Annotated in this window: 13 protein-coding genes; 7 read left to right on the forward strand and 6 right to left on the reverse strand. The window is 69.3% G+C overall.

The window, feature by feature from the left end; genetic code table 11:
• Positions 1–57: 57 nt before the first annotated feature.
• The 4 genes from FKO37_RS02835 to FKO37_RS02850 are packed head-to-tail and all read right to left on the reverse strand — an operon-like array spanning position 58 to position 3,635.
• The gene (locus FKO37_RS02835; RefSeq protein ID WP_051728581.1) at positions 58–1,029 is read right to left on the reverse strand and encodes a glycine betaine ABC transporter substrate-binding protein; all 972 of its coding nucleotides are present in this window, start codon (positions 1,027–1,029) and stop codon (positions 58–60) included.
• Complete coding sequence (locus FKO37_RS02840; protein ID WP_037806898.1) at positions 1,029–1,808, reverse strand: ABC transporter permease; 780 nt, start codon at positions 1,806–1,808, stop codon at positions 1,029–1,031. The genes FKO37_RS02835 and FKO37_RS02840 overlap by 1 nt, the downstream gene beginning before the upstream one ends.
• A complete protein-coding gene (locus tag FKO37_RS02845; protein WP_051728580.1) occupies positions 1,805–3,001 on the reverse strand; it encodes an ABC transporter ATP-binding protein in 1,197 nt (398 codons plus the stop codon). Before FKO37_RS02845 ends, FKO37_RS02840 begins: the two co-directional genes overlap by 4 nt.
• Entirely contained in the window at positions 2,988–3,635 is a 648-nt protein-coding gene (locus FKO37_RS02850; protein ID WP_037806896.1) for an ABC transporter permease, read from the reverse strand. Before FKO37_RS02850 ends, FKO37_RS02845 begins: the two co-directional genes overlap by 14 nt.
• A gap of 280 nt (positions 3,636–3,915) precedes the next feature.
• On the opposite strand from FKO37_RS02850, the gene FKO37_RS02855 reads away from it, so the two are divergent.
• From FKO37_RS02855 to FKO37_RS02870, 4 genes are all read left to right on the forward strand, one after another.
• Positions 3,916–4,461 (forward strand): hypothetical protein, encoded by a 546-nt coding sequence (locus tag FKO37_RS02855; RefSeq protein WP_238603654.1) that lies wholly within the window; start codon positions 3,916–3,918, stop codon positions 4,459–4,461.
• Positions 4,462–4,534: 73 nt separating this feature from the next.
• On the forward strand, positions 4,535–5,284 hold the full coding sequence (locus tag FKO37_RS02860) for a DUF1775 domain-containing protein (RefSeq protein ID WP_238603655.1): 750 nt from the start codon (positions 4,535–4,537) through the stop codon (positions 5,282–5,284).
• On the forward strand, positions 5,284–5,847 hold the full coding sequence (locus FKO37_RS02865) for a copper resistance CopC family protein (RefSeq protein ID WP_238603656.1): 564 nt from the start codon (positions 5,284–5,286) through the stop codon (positions 5,845–5,847). The genes FKO37_RS02860 and FKO37_RS02865 overlap by 1 nt, the downstream gene beginning before the upstream one ends.
• Positions 5,844–6,872 (forward strand): copper resistance D family protein, encoded by a 1,029-nt coding sequence (locus FKO37_RS02870; RefSeq protein ID WP_037806890.1) that lies wholly within the window; start codon positions 5,844–5,846, stop codon positions 6,870–6,872. The genes FKO37_RS02865 and FKO37_RS02870 overlap by 4 nt, the downstream gene beginning before the upstream one ends.
• Before the next feature lie 170 nt (positions 6,873–7,042).
• Here the strand turns inward: FKO37_RS02870 and FKO37_RS02875 are convergent, their stop codons facing one another.
• Together FKO37_RS02875 and FKO37_RS02880 are read right to left on the reverse strand one after the other, a co-directional pair.
• Positions 7,043–7,933 (reverse strand): phosphotransferase enzyme family protein, encoded by an 891-nt coding sequence (locus tag FKO37_RS02875; RefSeq protein WP_238603657.1) that lies wholly within the window; start codon positions 7,931–7,933, stop codon positions 7,043–7,045.
• 16 nt (positions 7,934–7,949) lie between these two features.
• On the reverse strand, positions 7,950–9,257 hold the full coding sequence (locus tag FKO37_RS02880) for a helix-turn-helix transcriptional regulator (protein ID WP_037807595.1): 1,308 nt from the start codon (positions 9,255–9,257) through the stop codon (positions 7,950–7,952).
• Positions 9,258–9,678: 421 nt separating this feature from the next.
• Here FKO37_RS02880 and FKO37_RS02885 point away from each other — a divergent pair, with 421 nt between their 5' ends.
• From FKO37_RS02885 to FKO37_RS02895, 3 genes are all read left to right on the forward strand, one after another.
• Positions 9,679–10,035: a hypothetical protein gene (locus FKO37_RS02885; RefSeq protein WP_037806886.1), complete on the forward strand. Its 357-nt coding sequence runs from the start codon at positions 9,679–9,681 to the stop codon at positions 10,033–10,035.
• Between the two features lie 14 nt (positions 10,036–10,049).
• A complete protein-coding gene (locus FKO37_RS02890) occupies positions 10,050–10,472 on the forward strand; it encodes a hypothetical protein (RefSeq protein ID WP_037806884.1) in 423 nt (140 codons plus the stop codon).
• A gap of 537 nt (positions 10,473–11,009) precedes the next feature.
• Positions 11,010–16,166, forward strand: a complete 5,157-nt coding sequence (locus FKO37_RS02895; RefSeq protein WP_238603658.1) for an RHS repeat-associated core domain-containing protein — start codon at positions 11,010–11,012, stop codon at positions 16,164–16,166.
• The last annotated feature ends 21 nt before the right edge of the window (positions 16,167–16,187 follow it).

Here is a 16,187-nt window from a genome sequence, read left to right on the forward strand (position 1 = left end):
CCCGGCGAAAGGGCCCCTTGAGCGAACTCAAGGGGCCCTTTCCGCTGCCGGGAAGCGCTACTTGATGAAGCCCTTTTGCAGCATCCAGTCGTGCGCGACGGTGCCCGCGTCCTTGCCGTCGACGTCGACCTTCTTGCACAGCTCGACCATCTGCTTGTTGTCGAGCGCCGCCGCCACCGTCTCCAGCGGGCCGCGGATTTCCGGGTGCTGGTTCAGGAACTCCGTGCGCAGCGTCGCCGCCGCGTTGTACTGCGGGAACGCCTTCTTGTCGTCCTCGAGCACGCGCAGGTTCAGCCCGGAGATCCGGCCGTCGGTGGTGAAGACCTCGCCGACCGGGCAGGTGCCGTTGGCCACCGCCGAATAGATGGTGCCGATCCCGAAGTTCTCGATCTTCGGGTTCTTGAACCCGTACGCCTTGACCGCCGCCGGGAACCCGTCCTGGCGGCTGGTGAACTCCGTCTCCAGGCAGAACCGGTTCTGGTCCGGGTGCGTGGTGAGGAACTTCGCCAGGTCCGACGTGGTCTTGAGGTTGTTCTTCGCCGCGTACGCCTCGGTGGTGGCGAAGGCGTACTGGTCGTTGAGCGGCGAGTAGTTCAGCCAGGTGACGCCGTACTTCTCCGCGTCGGCCTTCTTCGTGGCCTCGTACTGCGCCTTCTCCCCGCCCGGCACCGGCAGCTCGTTGCCCTGGTAGTTGATCCAGCCGGTGCCGGTGTACTCCCAGGTCACGTCGGTCTGCCCGTTGAGCAGCGCCTGCCGCGACGAGTTCGACCCCTTGATGTCGGTGAGGTCGATGACGTCCGCGCCCGCCGCGCTCAGCGCCATTTCGGCCATGTAGCCGAGGATGATGTTCTCGGTGAAGTCCTTCGACCCGACGACCACGCGCTGGCCTTCGAGCGACGGGATCGGCCGGATGGACCCTGGTTCGATCTTGAACGGGATCGAGGTGTTGACGTCGAGCCCGCACGCCGAGAGCGTCCCGGCGAGCAGGGCGGCGCCGACCAGCGCGCCCGCCTTTTTCAGGACGTTCATCAGCGCAGTCCCTTCGGTCCGAAGTACTGCTCGGCGACCGCGCCCAGCCAGTCCACCAGCAGCGCCAGCGCGACGGCCAGCACCGAACCGGTGATCAGCACCTTGGTCAGGTTGAGCTTGTAGCCGGTGTCGATCAGGAGCCCGAACCCGCCCGCGTTGACGAACATGCCGAACGTCGCGGTGCCGACCGCCAGCACGAGCGACGTGCGCAGGCCGGCCAGGATCAGCGGAACCGCGAGCGGGAATTCCACCCGCCACAACACCTTCTGCGCGGACATCCCGATGCCGCGGCCGGCGTCGATGAGCGACGGGTCGACCTGCTGGATGCCGACCATCGTGTTGCGCAGCACCGGGAGCAGCGAATAGAACGCCAGCGGCAGCGCGGCGACCCACAGCCCGCCGACCGCGCCGGTGAAGATGAACCACAGCACCAGCACGCCCAGCGCCGGCGCGGCCTGTCCGATGTTCGCGATGGCCAGGAAGATCGGCGCGAGCCATTTCGCCCACGGCCGGGTGACGATGATGCCGAGCGGCACCGCCACCAGCACCACGATCGCGGTGACCACGACGGTCATCGCCACGTGGTCGCGCAGCGCGGTGAGCAGCGACTCCGCGTTCAGCGTTTCCTTCTCGGTCGCGGTGAGCCCGCTGGCGAACACCCAGATCAGCGTCACCGCGACGATCAGCACGACCACGGCGGGCTGGGCGAACAGGCGGACGCGTTCCGCGCGGCGGGAGCCTGACTCGGTGCTGAATCCGGTATCGACGGCAGCGGTCATGCCGTGGCCCCGTCCTCGTCGACGTGGTCGTCGGCGTGCTCGTCGCGCAGCTGCTGGATGGTCGCGATGACGGTGTCCAGCTTGATCGTGCCCGCGTACTCGCCGCGCGCGCCGGTGACCGGCACCGAACCGCCTTCGGCGAGCATCGCCTCGAGCGCGTCCTGCAGCGTCGACTGGAGGCTGACGATGTCGCGCAGCGGCTTGCCGACCGAACCCAGCGACGTGGCGTTGGTCAGCTCGCGCACGTGCACCCAGCGGATCGGCCGTCGCCGCTGGTCGAGCACCAGCGCGAACGGCTTGCGCGATTTGCTCAGCTTCTCGCGCAGGTCAGCGGGCGCTTCGTCGATCGTGGTGGTGAGCGCGTCCTGCTGGAGTTCGACGTCGCGCACGCGCAGCAGGGTCAGCTGCTTGAGCGAAGCGCCGGCGCCCACGAAACCGGCGACGGTGTCGTCGGCCGGGTTCGCCAGGATCGACTCCGGGGTGTCGTACTGCAGGATCTTCGACTGGTTGCCGAGCACCGCGATCCGGTCGCCCAGCTTGACCGCCTCGTCGAAGTCGTGCGTGACGAAGACGATGGTCTTCTTCAGGTCGGTCTGCAGCCGCAGCAGTTCGTCCTGCAGGTTGCCGCGGGTGATCGGGTCGACCGCGCCGAACGGCTCGTCCATCAGCAGCACCGGCGGGTCGGCGGCGAGCGCGCGGGCCACGCCGACGCGCTGCTGCTGGCCGCCGGACAGCTGGCGCGGGTAGCGGTCGCGGAAATCGGCCGGGTCGAGCCCGACCAGGTCCATCATCTCCTCGACCCGCGCGGTCACCTTCTTCTTGTCCCAGCCGAGCAGGCCGGGCACGACGGCGATGTTCTGCGAGACGGTGAAGTGCGGGAACAGCCCGGCCTGCTGGATCGCGTAGCCGATCTGGCGGCGCAGGGTGTCCACGTCGAGCTTCAGCGCGTCCTGCCCGCCGATGGTGATCCGGCCGGACGTCGGCTCGATCAAGCGGTTGATCATCCGCATCGTGGTGGTCTTGCCGCAGCCCGACGGGCCGACGAACACCACGATCTTGCCCGCGGGCACGACCATCGAGAAGTCGTCGACAGCCGGGGCGCGGGTGCCGGAGTAGCGCTTGGTGACGTGGTCGAGTTCGATCTCGACGCCGGAGACGTTTTCTTCGGTCGCAGTGTGCTCAGCCACGGACACCCCTAGAAATGGTGAATCGCTTGATCAGGACGTAGATGCCGTCGAGCACCAGCGCGAGGATGACCACGCCGACGGTGCCGGTGAGGGCCTGGTTGAGGGAGTTCGTGCTCCCGGCGTTGGTGAGGCCGGAGAAGACCTCCGCGCCGAGGCCGGGGCCCTTGGCGTAGGCCGCGATCACCGCGATGCCCATGAGCATCTGCGTGGCGACCCGCATCCCGGTGAGGATCGCCGGCCAGGCCAGCCGCAGTTCGACCCGGGTGAGCACGGAGAGCCTGCTCATCCCGATGCCGCGGGCGGCGTCGGTGATCGCCGGGTCGACCGCGTCGAGGCCGACGATCGTGTTGCGGACGATGGGCAGCAGGCCGTACAGCACGAGCGCGATCACCGCGGTCGTCGAGCCGAGGCCCGAAAGCGGGATCAGCAGACCCAGCAGGGCGAACGACGGGACGGTGAGGATCGTGCTGGCCAGTGCCGTGGCGACGGCGGAGCCGATGGGGCTGCGATAGACGGCGATGCCGATCAGCACGCCAAGGATCGCGGCGAGGATCGTGCACTGCACGACCATGCTGGTGTGCAGCCACGCCTGGAGCAGCAGCCTTCCCCACCGGTCCGAGATGTACTCGAAGAGGTTCATCCGTATTCGTTCTCCCGCCAGCTTGCGAGCCCCGGACGTCACCCGTTCGGAGTAGCCCATCAATCGGCAGGGTGACTACCCGGAACGGATACGGTCGAAACCCCCACTTCTCGGTTGTGATTACCCACCGTTTCGCATCAGCGAGGGGTCGGCAACCGAAGCACAGCGCTCCACCGAGCGGTTTTTACCGGATCGAGACCCGCCTACCTGTGCGTTTTCCGCAGGTGCTCACCATTCGAGACGCTTCAGTCACCCACCGGAGTGCCGTTAAGCTGCCCGAATGAGCACTCCAGCCCGGCATCGCGGCGCACTCGCCGCTGTCCGCGGCGGACTGCTCGCGCTGAGTTCGGCGTCACTCGCCGTCACCGCGCACGCGGCCGCCGACGGCGGGCTGCCGGATCCCGCGCTCACTCTCCTGCTTACCGGCCTGCTCGGCTGGTCCGCCACCGCGCTCGCCGGGCGCGCCCGAGGACCGCTCGGCACGATCGCCGTGCTCGGCGGCGGGCAGCTCGTGATGCACCTGGTGCTGACGACGCTCGGCGGGCACGATCCGTCCGGTGCGCCCGCCGCGCCGGACGGCTGGGCGATGACCGCCGCGCACGCTGTCGCGACGCTGCTCACCGCGCTGGTGCTGGCGCGGGCGGACGCGATGCTGCTCGCGGTGCTGCACGTCCTGCGGGTCATTCTTCCGCTGCTGGTCCGGCCGTTGCCGGTCCCGGTGGCGGCTGCCGGGATCGCGCGGTCGCGTGCGGCTGGGGCGATGCCGTTGCTGACTGTGGAACTTCGCCGCGTCCGGGGACGACGCGGACCTCCTTGGCCCTCCTGAACCCGCACCTTCTTTTCCCCTTTTCCGGCGCAGGCCTCGTCCTCCGCCGGCCCTTCCCTGTTCAGGAGAACTTGTGTCCCACCATGTCTTCCGTCGTGCCGGCGTGCTCGCCGCGACCGTCGCCGCCACCGGTCTGCTCGGCGCCGGCATCGCGTCCGCGCACGTGACCGCCAACGTCTACGGCGACCAGCCGGCCAAGGGCGGCTACGGCACGATCTTCTTCCGCGTCCCGAACGAGGACGCGAAGCTCGGCACGATCAAGGTCGAGATCGACGTCAAACCGGACTACGGCATCGGCAACATCCGCACCAAGCCGATCCCCGGCTGGACCGCCGAGGTCACCAAGTCGAAGCTGCCGCAGCCGGTGACCACCGCGTCCGGCACGAAGATCACCGAGGCGGTCACGAAGGTCGTCTGGACCGCGCAGCCGGGCACCAAGATCGGCTCGACCGAATTCCAGGAGTTCGAGATCAGCGGCGGCCCGCTGCCGTCCAACGTCGACCAGCTGGAGTTCCCGGCGATCCAGACGTACGAGGGTGGCAAAGTGGTGGACTGGAACCAGCCCACCCCGCCCAGCGGCGAGGAGCCGGAACACCCGGCCCCGACCATCAAGCTCGCCGCCGCCGAATCGTCGGAGCACGGCGGCCACACGCAGACCACAGCTGCCGGAGAGAACGCTGAGGCCGCGTCGTCGTCGGACAACACGGCGCGCTGGCTCGGCGGGGCCGGCCTCGTCGTCGGCGCGCTCGGGCTCGGCGTCGGTGCGGGCGCGGTGCTGCGTTCCCGCCGTCCCGCCGCAGGAAAGACCGAAGGAAACAAGTAATGCGTAAAGCGCTTATCGCGCTGGCGATTTCCGGGGTGGCCCTGCTCGGCACGGCCACCCCGGCGCTGGCGCACAACGTGCTGATCAACTCCGACCCGGCGAACGGCGCGTCGCTCGCCAAGGGTCCGGCGAAGGTCACGCTCACGTTCGACCAGTACGTGCAGAACGCCGACGTCAACCAGATCGCGGTGACCGGCCCGGACGGCAGCCAGTGGGCCGAGGGTCCGGTGACGGTGGAGAACAACGTGCTCAGCGCGCCGCTGCGGCCGCTCGGCCCGGCGGGCAAGTACACCGTCGGCTACCGGGTCCTCTCCGCCGACGGGCACCCGGTGTCCGGCGAGATCCCGTTCACCCTCACCACCGCGGGCAACGGCACCCCGGCGAAGGGCGACGCGGCCAAGGCGGCCGGTGCTCCGGCCCAGTCGGCCCCGGCGGCGTCCTCGTCGTCGAGCGGCGTGCCGATCTGGGTGTGGATCGCCGGTGCGGTGGTGCTGCTCGCGATCGGCCTCACCGTCGCGCTGCGCACCGGCCGCGACCCCGGATCGGACAAGGCGGACCAGTGACGCGAGCCGAGACCACCTCCGCGGTCCGCTGGGCCACGCTCGCCTGCGTGGTCGTCGCGGGACTGCTGGGCGCGCTGATCGGCATCGCGCTCACCGCGTCCTCGCCCATTCCGGGCGTGGTGGAACCCAGCGAGGTGGTCTCGGCGGCCATCCCGATCGTGCGCGTGCTGCTGGACCTGGCGGCGGTCGCGACGATCGGGCTGGCCCTGCTGTCCGTGCTGGTCGGCTACGACCGGCCGAAACTCACCGAACCGGTCATGCGCCGGGCCCGTCCCGCCGCCGTCGCCGCCGCGCTGGTCTGGGCGGCGACCGCGGTGGTCGCGCTGATCCTGCAGACCGCGGAGTACAAGCCGGGCAAGCGGATGCTGACCGGCGGCGACATCGGCAACTACATCGCCGAGGTCGGCGCGGGCAAGGCGCTGGTGATCGTGGCGGTGCTCGCGCTGCTGCACGCCGTGCTCGGGTTTGTCGCGCTGCGCAAGGGCGAGAAGGTGCCCGCCGAGGTGCGGGTGGGTCTCGGCATGTTCGCGCTGCTGCCGTTGCCGGTCACCGGCCACGCGTCGAACTGGGCCTATCACGACTACACGATGATCTCGATGGAGCTGCACGTCATGAGCGCGGTCGCCTGGTGCGGCGGCCTCGGCGCGATGATCGTGCTGCTGGCGGCCAACCGGACGCTGCTCGCGCACGCGCTGCCGCGGTTCTCGAAACTGGCGACGCTGTGCCTGGCGCTCTCCGCGGTGACCGGCCTGTTCAACGGCATCGTGGAAATCCTGGCCAACCCGACGATCGGCTTCTGGGCAGGCGTGTTCACCACGCCGTACGGCCAGCTGATGGTGCTGAAGGTGCTGTGCACCGGCGCGATCGCACTGCTGGCCGCCAACTTGCGGTGGCGGCTGATGCCGCGCATCGTGCGACACCAGCGGACGGCGCTCGCCTCGTGGGCCACGCTGGAATTGACCGTCATGGGGCTCGCCTTCGGGTTCGCCGTGGTGCTCACCCGGGCCCCGGTCGCGGTGTCCTGACCGGCCGAGGTGACGGCGGGTAGCCGCAACTTGCACAATGGGACTAGCAGTACGCTATCCGGGGCGATCTGCCGGACCGAATTATCGCTGCGCAGCGATACCTCGTCAGCCATCGACGGAAAGCGGCGAACGGTCATCTGCAGTCGGCGAATGCACGTGCAGAATGCCGTTCAGCGGTATCTCGTCCACGCGGTGGCCGTCCGGCCGGCGCGAAGGTCCGCCAGCCGACGGCGGAGTTCAGCCCGCACCGGCGGATGACTGCGCAGGATCGGCAGCACGCTCGTCGTCAGCTTCAGCTCCCGCACCGCCCTGAGCACCGAAAACCCCGGCCAGACCGTCACGTCGAACCCGTAGGCCGCGGCGAACTCCGCGTACCGGGCCGGAGGGTCGCCGAACCGTTCGCGGCCGACGGCGAGCGGCGTCAGATCCCATTCCGGCGGGCCGACGCAGGAGGAATCGAAATCGCACAGCACCGGGCCGTCCGGGCCGGGCAGGACATTTCCCGGATGCGCGTCGCCGTGCACGAATCCCCTGGCCAGCGGGAAATCCAGGGTGTCGAGCCGGTCCTGCACCTCGGCGCAGCGCTCCAGGAGGAACCGCCGGTCGGCCGGGGAGAGTTCCTCGGCGTCGGCGACCCTGGCCTCGATCGAACGCAGCGGCTCCCATGCGGGAAGGCCGTCCGGCGGGGGCAGCGCGTGCACCCGCCGCAACAGTCCGGCCAGGTCGGCCGGCGTCGGCGACGGTCCGGCGAACGGCACCAGATCCCAGACGGTGACCAGATGTCCGTGCACGTCAAGCGGTTGCTCGACGCCGGACAGCAGCCGGACCGCGGGCACGTCGTGCCGGGCGAAATGCTCGGCCACGCGCACGACCGTGCCGACCCGGTGGCGCAGTTTGGTGGAACCGACGATCCGCACGACGACCGGTGCCCCGTGCAGCGCGAACACCGCGTTGTTGGTGAACCGCAGCAGCCGCGCGCCCGCCGGGTCGAAGCCGAGCCGAGCGCAGACATCCGCCAGCACCCGGCGCAGTTTCGCAGGGGTGAACCTGCCTTCGGGCAAGGCGAATCCGGTCGGCTCAGGCCGCGTAGAAGATCTTGAGCCGGTCGGCGAGGTCGCGGGCGTCGGGGTTGTTGCGCCGCCGTTCGGCTTCGGCCAGCAGCGGCCGCATCCGGTCCTTGACCCGCGCGGATTTGATGCTCTCCGCGCATTCGATGGCCTTGCCGCCGATCTTCACGCCGTGGTCGATGTCGCCCTCGAGCAGGTGGTTCGTGGCGAGCGCGCTGAGCATGAACGCCTTGCTGCGCGCCATGTCGTCGGTGTAGGTGTCGACCGCCCGGCTCAGCGCCGGGATCGCGTACTTCGTGTGCTCGGGGTTCTTCATCGCCAGCACGGTGTGCACGGTGCCGGTCATCGCGTAGACGTCGGTCTCGTTGAAGAACTTGACCCACGATTCGGCCGTGGCCAGGTCGGCGCGCGCGAATTCGTCCTTGCACCGGCCGAGCAGCTTCACCGACTGCTCCTCGTTGCCCATCATCGCGTAGGCCCACGCCTCGTTGGCGCAGAGCACGGCGACGGCCAGCTCGGAGCCGGATTCCTGCGCGGCGATCTGGCCGAGCTGGAACAGTTTGAGCGCGTCGTTCGCGGCGTCCTGGTGCAGGTAGACGCGGCCCATCCGGTACAGCACGTTCGCCACCAGGTGGTGGTCGCCGCCCTGTTTGGCCAGGTCGAGCGCCTGCGCGAAATGGCCGCGCGCGGAGTCCATCAGGCCGGTGTCGAACGACGTCCATCCGGCGAGGCTGTGCAGGTCGGCGATCGCGGTGTACAGCCGGTTCTTCACCTGCTCGGCCGCGCTGGAGTCGAGCATCTGCTGTCCCCAGGACAGCTGCGCGACGACGGCGTCGCGGCAGAACCCGCCGCCGTACTGGTAATCGAGCGCGCGCAACGCTCTGGTCGCCGCCTCGACCTGGCGCACGTCGGTCGTCCCGATGCGCCCGGGGGCGGGAGTGCGCGCGGGCGCCTCCGACCACGTGCCGGATTCCGGACCGAACACCGCCGCACCCATCGTGACCTGGGCGGCGTGCGCGAGGAACCTCCGTCGCTTCACGGACTCGTCCTCCTCAGCCTGCCGGCCGTCGGACGCGCCGACGACCCGTATCGCCGTGGTCTCGTCATAGGCGAGACCCATGTATCCACGAGGGACACCCAGGCCGTCGGCGATTCTCGTGAGCACGTCGTAGGCCATGACCTGGCGACCCTTGAGGATCTCCGACACCTCGGACTGCGACTGGCCGGTCATCGCGGCGATCTGGCGCTGCGATACTCCGTGTTTGCGCAACAGCCGGTACACGGCGCTGACCTCGCGGGCGGCGAGCGCCTCCCGCATCTCGGGCTGTTCCCAGGCGTCGGCCGGAACCGGATTGCCTGACCGGGCGTCGGTGTTAGCGACTCCGGAACCACTGCCAGCACTGGCATCCATTGCCATTGCGCCCCCTCACCGTCTCCTGGGCGTCTGATCAGCACCCTAAGCACACGCGAGAACCTTGTGAAACGCGCGGACGCACGCGTTGATCGGCAGGGCCGAACTCCGCTGACCGCTTACCGTGGAACGCGGTCCGGTCACCGCTATGACGCGGTTTCGACCTTCTCTCGCACCCGGTTTCACTTCACTGTAGTTGCCAGATCTCCGTCAGCGCCCGGTCACCCGCGGCGATCACGGAGAGCGATGGACCCGACGACACAGATCTGCCGGCGCTGATGCATCCCGCAAGGTGCAGCGGCCCGGGACGAGAAAGCGTGGAGGGACAGTGGAGTTCGTGGATTCGCTCGGTGGAGGACAAGCCGGGACCGCGGTGCGGTCCGTTCGGCCCGCACCGGGAATCGCCACGGCACGTCCGGTGCCGCCTACTGTCGCTTCCGCCGTCGCCGCCTCGGTGTCCGCTGACCCGCGTACCGCGGGCGTGCGGCATTTCGAGGGCGGCCAGGTCGTGTGGCGCGTGCAGTGCGGAGATCTCATCAGCCGCGAGCGCGCTGTCACGGTGTTCGTCGAGGACGACGAGGTCGTAGTGGTTTCTCCGCCTGGGGAGACCGCCCGCCTCACGTCCGGCCAGCTCGGCCAGCTCCGGGCCGCGCTCAACGAAGCCGCCACTATGGCGGAAAGGTGACGGTGAGTTTCCCCATGGATCAGGTTCTCGGTCAGGTTCTCCGCAACGCCGTGTGGGAGCGCCTCGACATGCTGTCCGACCTGGCGGAACGCGCCGACGCCCCGTCGCTGGTCTCGGTCGCCCGCTCCGAACTTCCCCGGCTCGCCGAGGGCTGGCGCGCGATGCTGCAGGCGCACGAGCCCGACGAGCGCGGCGACTGCCCCACCTGCTCGACGCGCTGGCACCGCTGCAAGGCCCCGTGCTCGGTGTGGCAGGTAGCGCACGAGCACCTGGTCGCGGGCGGGCTGGCCCCGCAGGCGCTGTCGGCTGCCGGACACCGTCCGGCCCGCCGCCGCGCCGCGGTCCCGGCGGTTCCCGGACAGAACCGGCGAGCCGAATCGCCGGCGGAGACCACCGGCAGGCACGCACTGGTGAAGCCGCGCCCGGTCAGCGCCTGACCTCTCGGGTGGGGTGCTTCCGGGCGGATCACCCCACCTGGGTTCGACTGGCGAGCGCGCGATCGTCCGGCTTCCCCGACCGGTCAGGTCGCCCGGCATCCTCGCCCGGCCGAGGGTGGTCCGTCCGTCCCCCCGAGCGCGACGGACCGCCCTCGGCCACCCCCCAGTCTTAACGCGATTAATCGAAAAATGTCCGGCAGAACACCTAGCGGACGCAGTAATCGGACGCTAGGTTGAAGATCATCGCACCGGCCGCCCCTCGCCGGTCGCGACCCAGAACTCCGCGGGCCGGTGCCGTTGCACTCCCCTCCCCCGACCGGCACCGGCCCGCGGTTCCACTTCCCAGACCCGCCGTCGGCTCCTCGGAGCTCGCGGCGGGTTTGTCGTGTTCGCGGCGGCGCGCACGGGTACCGGCGCGGTAATTCCGCGCAACACCACGGCAAACGTTCTCCGGCCGTCGGTAATCTGCTGCGGGGCGCGTCCGTTCGCATTCGGCCGCGCGCCCGAGATCGTGGTGCGCAGGGAGAAAGGCCGGGCATGTCGAATCCTTTGGTTGCCGAGAAGAAGGACTCGACCTCGGCGATCTCCGGCATCTCGATCCTCGAGGCCGGAAAGGGCCTGAAGGACGGCATCGAGTCCGGCGACTGGGCGGCGACCGTGATGGGCGCGGTCGGGGTCGGCATGGAAGCGCTCGCCGCGGTGATGGACCCGTTCGGCGCGATCCTCGCCGCGGGCGTCGGCTGGCTGATCGAGCACGTCGGTCCGCTCAAGGAAGCACTGGACAAGCTGGCCGGGGACCCGGACCAGGTCCACGCGTACTCCGAGACCTGGAAGAACGTCTCCAAAGAGGTCAGTTCCGTCGCGCAGGATCTGGCCGCACAGGTCAAAAAGGACATCGAGTCCTGGGAGGGCGGCAGCGCCGACGCCTATCGCAAACAGGCCGAGGAGGTCGCCAAAACGCTCGAAGGCGCCGCGCAGGCGTGCGAGGGCGCGGGCAGCGGGGTGAAGACCGCGGGCGACGTCGTCGGCGCGGTGCGGATGCTGGTGCGCGACATCATCGCCCAGGTCGTGGCGCACCTGATCTCGTGGGCGCTGCAGGTGCTGTTCACCCTCGGCATCGGGATGGCTTGGGTGGTGCCGCAGGTGGTCAACCTGGTGGCCAAGACCGCCAAGCAGATCGCCGAACTGGTCAAGAACCTCACCAAGGCGCTCAAGGAACTCGGCAAGCTGCTCACCAAGGCGCGCGGCCTGTTCGACGATGTCGCCAAGTCGATGAAGAGCATCAAGTCCGGGGGCAAGGACGCCACGCACACGCCGAAGGACATCAAGACTTCCGGCGCGAAGGACACGCCGAACGAGAAACCGCCGCCTGGCAAGGACGAATCCACCCACGCTTCCGGCGCGCACGACGGTCCGGGCGAACACAAGGGCGGCGCGAACCACGAGCCGCCGCCGCGCGAACCGGGGAAAGACGAGGGCGGATCCGGTGGCGGAGCGGGCACGAACGACCGCGGCGGGAACGAGCGTTCCGATCCGGCGAAGGACAAAGACAAGACCGAAGCGTCCAACGCGAAAAACGAGGGCGACGGCGATCCGCCCTGTCTGACCGACCCGGTCGTCATCTCCAGCGGCGAGGTGCTCGTCGAGGACTTCGACCTCGAACTGGCGCACCTGCTGGTGCGGCGGACGCATCGCTCGTCCTACCGCTCCGGGCGCTGGTTCGGCCCGACGTGGGCGTCCACTGTGGATCAGCGGCTGGAGTACGGCGAGGAATACCTCCGGTACTACGGGCCGGAAGGCGTCATCCTCTACTACCCGATGCCCGCCGGGGACGAACCGGTGCTGCCGCTCGAGGGCGCGCGCTGGCCGTTGACCAAACACGCTGACGGCAGTTGCACCATCGAGCAGGTGCGTCCGGACCGGACGATGCGGTTTTCCGGCGAGGGCAAGACATTGCCGCTGCGCTCGATCGAGGACGCCGACGGCTCGCGGACCGAACTGTCCTATTCGGACACCGGCGCGCCCGAGCTGCTCACGCATTCGAGCGGGATCCAGGTCGGCTTCCGCACCAACGGGCACCGGATCACCGAACTGCGGATGATCGGCGCCGGCCCGGCTCCGGACGTCGTCGTGCGCGGCTACCGCTACAACTACCAGGGCCATCTCTCCGAGGTCGTCAACTCCTCGGGAACCGCGAAGCGCTACACCTACGACCCCGACGGCCGGGTCACGAGCTGGGAAGACCGCAACGGCGTCGGCTACCGCTACGTCTACGACGCCGAAGGCCGCTGCGTGCGCACCGAAGGCGCGCAAGGCTTCTACAACGGCGCGTTCGAGTACAACACCGCCGCCCGCATCACCCGGTTCACCGACTCGCTCGGCCACGTTTCGGAGTACGAGTACAACCTCGAGGGCCGTCCGGTCCGGGAGACCGATCCGCTGGGCAACGTGACGCTGTCGGAATGGGACCGCTACGGCAATCTGCTCCGCCGGGTCGACCCGCTCGGCCGGGTCACCGAGTACACCTACGCCGACGACGGCACGCCGCTCACCATCGCGCGTCCCGACGGCAGCCTCGCCGAACTGGAGCACGACGGCGCCGAACTGGCCGCGATCACGGTGTACGGCAACGGAAGGAGCTGGCAGCGCCGGTACGACCAGCCCGGGTCCGCGCTCGAGTTGCCCGAGTTCTTCGCGACCGAGCCCGAGGCAGCCGACCCTGCCGCGGAACTGGACCAATTCGGCAGGCCGCGTTCGGCGCCCGAGGTCGGCGGCGGGCGGACGCAGCTGGGCTGGACGGTCGACGGCAAACCCGCCTCGCGGATCGGGGTGCGCCGCGAGCGCGCGCTGTGGCGGTATGACCGCGAGGGCAACGAGATCGAGCACGTCGACGAGCTCGGCCGGGTGACCCGGCGCGAGTACGGCCCGTTCGACGTGGTCACCGCGGTCGTGGACCCCTCCGGCGCGCGCACCAGCTACACCTACGACACCGAACTCCGGCTGACGTCGGTGACCGATCCGCTGAACCGCACCTGGACCTACACCTACGACCCGCTCGGCAGGCTGGTCGCGCAGACCGATTTCGACGGCCGGACCCGCACCTACGCCTACGACGCGGCCGGGCAGCCGATCCGGGTGACCGAGCCGGACGGTTCGGTCACCGAGAACGAGTACGACCTGCTCGGCAACCGGGTCGAGGTCCGCGGCCCGCACCGCACCGTGCGCTACGCCTACGACCCGGTCGGCAACGTCGTGCGGGTCGAGTCCGCGGATTCGGTGGTGGAGTTCGACCGCGATCTGTACGGCCGGGTCGTGCGCGAGGCGATCGACGGCGTCGAGGTGCGCTTCGCCTACGACGAGCAGGGCCGGACGATCCGCCGCCGCACGCCGTCCGGCGCGGAGAGCGTGTGGACCTTCGACGAGGAAGACCGGCCGGTTTCGCTGACCACGGCGGGACACACCGTGCGCTACCGGCTGGACGACGAGGGCCGTGTGCTCGCCCGCGACACCGACGGGATCAGCATCCTGCAGCAGGCGTTCGGCCCGCGCGGGCTGGTCACCGCGCAGCAGGTTTCCCATGGAACAACGCCGGTGCAGCGGCGCGGTCTCGAGTACTACGCGGACGGCAGCCTCGCCGCGGTGCAGGACAGTCTCGCCGGGAAGACGGCCTTCACCCGGGATCCGGCGGGCCGCGTGGTCACGGTGTCCTCCCCGACGGGCCGGGAGGAACTGCGCTACAGCCCGGCCGGGGAACTGACCGCCTGGTCGGGCAGCCCCGGCCTGTCCGCCGACTACGACTCCCTCGGCCGCCGGATCCGGCACCGCGAGGTGCATCCGGGCGGCGTGCGGGTGTGGGAATACGCCTGGACCGGCGATCTGCTCACCGGCCTGCGCACGCCGGACGGCGCGCAGTGGCGCTACCGGTACGACCCGCTCGGCCGCCGGATCGCCAAGGAACGGCTGCTCGCCGACGGTTCGGTCGCCGAGTCGACGCGGTTCGTGTGGGACGGCTTCGTGCTCATCGAGCAGGTGCACACCGATCCGGCCGGCGTGCGCCGGACGACCACCTGGGAACGCAGGCCGGGCAGCGACGAACCGGTCACCCAGCTCGAACGCGGCCCCGGCGGCGACCGGTTCGCGTCCGTCGTCACCGACGCCATCGGCACGCCGACCGAACTGATCGACGAGCACGGCGGCCTCGCCTGGACCGCGCGCCGTTCGCTGTGGGGCCGGGTCCAGCCCGGCGGCATCCCGCTGCAGTTCCCCGGCCAGTACGCCGACGCGGAATCCGGCCTGCACTACAACGTGTTCCGCTACTACGACCCGGCCGCCGCGCGCTACCTCAGCCAGGACCCGCTCGGGCTGGAGGGCGGGCCGAACCCGGTCGCCTACGTCCCCGACCCGTTCGCCGCCTACGACCCGCTCGGCCTCGAAGGCTGCGGCAAGGGCAAAGGCAAGGCGACGGACCCGCCGCCCGCGGATTCCACGGCCAAGCACAACGCCGGCAACGGCGGCGGCAGCACCAGTTCCGCGTCGACCGGCAAGGGCAAAGGCAAGCGCAAGCGCGACGCCGACGACGACGGCTCCAGCGGCTCTGGCAGCAAGCCGGACGCGAAGAAAAAGAAGGACGACGTCTGGGACCGGATGGCGTGGAACTCAGACGCCAAGAACGCGCGCAAGAACCAGACCGGCGACAAGAACGATCCGTTCCACAAGGCCGGCAGCGACGTGGCGCAACGGCACATCATCTCGTTCCAGAAAATGCGGGACGGGCTGAAGAACTGGGTGCACGAGCAGCCGGTCGACAAGCAGAGCGCGCTGACGAAGAAATACGGCGAGGAAGAACTGCCGAAGCTGCACAACCAGCCGAAGAACCTGCCGCTCGGCCCGCAGCACACCAACGCCGGGATCGGAGGCGTCTCTACCCGGATCGGCAACATCGAGGACGGGATCGCGGGCAAGCTCAAGGTCGGCAAGAACGACGAAATCAAGAGCGAGAACCCGAAGTGGCCGAGCGATTCGCTGGACAAGAGCGGCGGCTACAAGCACAAGGACCACCCGGATCTCGACAAGAACTGGCGTCCGATCGGGCAGCAGGCGGACCGCATCACCGATCCGAAGGAAATGAACCGGGCCACCCGCGACATCGGCGACAGCGCGGACTTCGACTGGCCCGGCGGCAAGAAGGAAGAATTCGAGAAGTGGCACAAGTCCTTCCTCGACTTCACCGATCTCAAGGAAAACCCGAAGAACTACACCGAAAAAGACGTGGACGACATGATCAAGCGGTTCCACGATCTGCCCTCGCCGTCCGGGCGGCATCCCACGATCGACGAGTACAACAAGGCCCCGGACGGCAATCCGTACCGGTTCGACGACAAGGGCAACCCGGTCAAGGACATCGACAAGGACTCGGATCCGGACTGGAAGCGCCCGGACAAGCCGCTCGACGGCAACCAGTCGCGCACCGAATGGGGCAACCGGAACGAGCAGGGCATCGGGCCGACCAAGAAGGACTGGAACGACCTCGAAAACGGGAAGTACGACCCGGAGGGGTGGAACGACCCGGACAAGAAGAAGTACCTGGACGAGGTCGGCGAGCCCAGCAAACAGGACGTCAAGGACGCCGCCGCGGAGGCGAAAGCCAAGTCCGACAAGCTGGCGGAGGACGCGCGGAAGAACCGCGGCTGGTGATCTCCGGAGCCCGGCACGAGA

This window comes from Amycolatopsis sp. Poz14 (assembly GCF_006704225.1).
In the GTDB taxonomy this organism is placed as follows: domain Bacteria; phylum Actinomycetota; class Actinomycetes; order Mycobacteriales; family Pseudonocardiaceae; genus Amycolatopsis; species Amycolatopsis nivea.

Coding starts and splice junctions, on each gene's coding strand:
- FKO37_RS02835 (WP_051728581.1), bottom strand. CDS start 1,029: ATGAACGTCCTGAAAAAGGCGGGCGCGCTGGTCGGCGCCGCCCTGCTC.
- FKO37_RS02840 (WP_037806898.1), bottom strand. CDS start 1,808: ATGACCGCTGCCGTCGATACCGGATTCAGCACCGAGTCAGGCTCCCGC.
- FKO37_RS02850 (WP_037806896.1), bottom strand. CDS start 3,635: ATGAACCTCTTCGAGTACATCTCGGACCGGTGGGGAAGGCTGCTGCTC.
- FKO37_RS02855 (WP_238603654.1), top strand. CDS start 3,916: ATGAGCACTCCAGCCCGGCATCGCGGCGCACTCGCCGCTGTCCGCGGC.
- FKO37_RS02865 (WP_238603656.1), top strand. CDS start 5,284: ATGCGTAAAGCGCTTATCGCGCTGGCGATTTCCGGGGTGGCCCTGCTC.
- FKO37_RS02880 (WP_037807595.1), bottom strand. CDS start 9,257: ATGCGGGAGGCGCTCGCCGCCCGCGAGGTCAGCGCCGTGTACCGGCTG.
- FKO37_RS02890 (WP_037806884.1), top strand. CDS start 10,050: ATGGATCAGGTTCTCGGTCAGGTTCTCCGCAACGCCGTGTGGGAGCGC.
- FKO37_RS02895 (WP_238603658.1), top strand. CDS start 11,010: ATGTCGAATCCTTTGGTTGCCGAGAAGAAGGACTCGACCTCGGCGATC.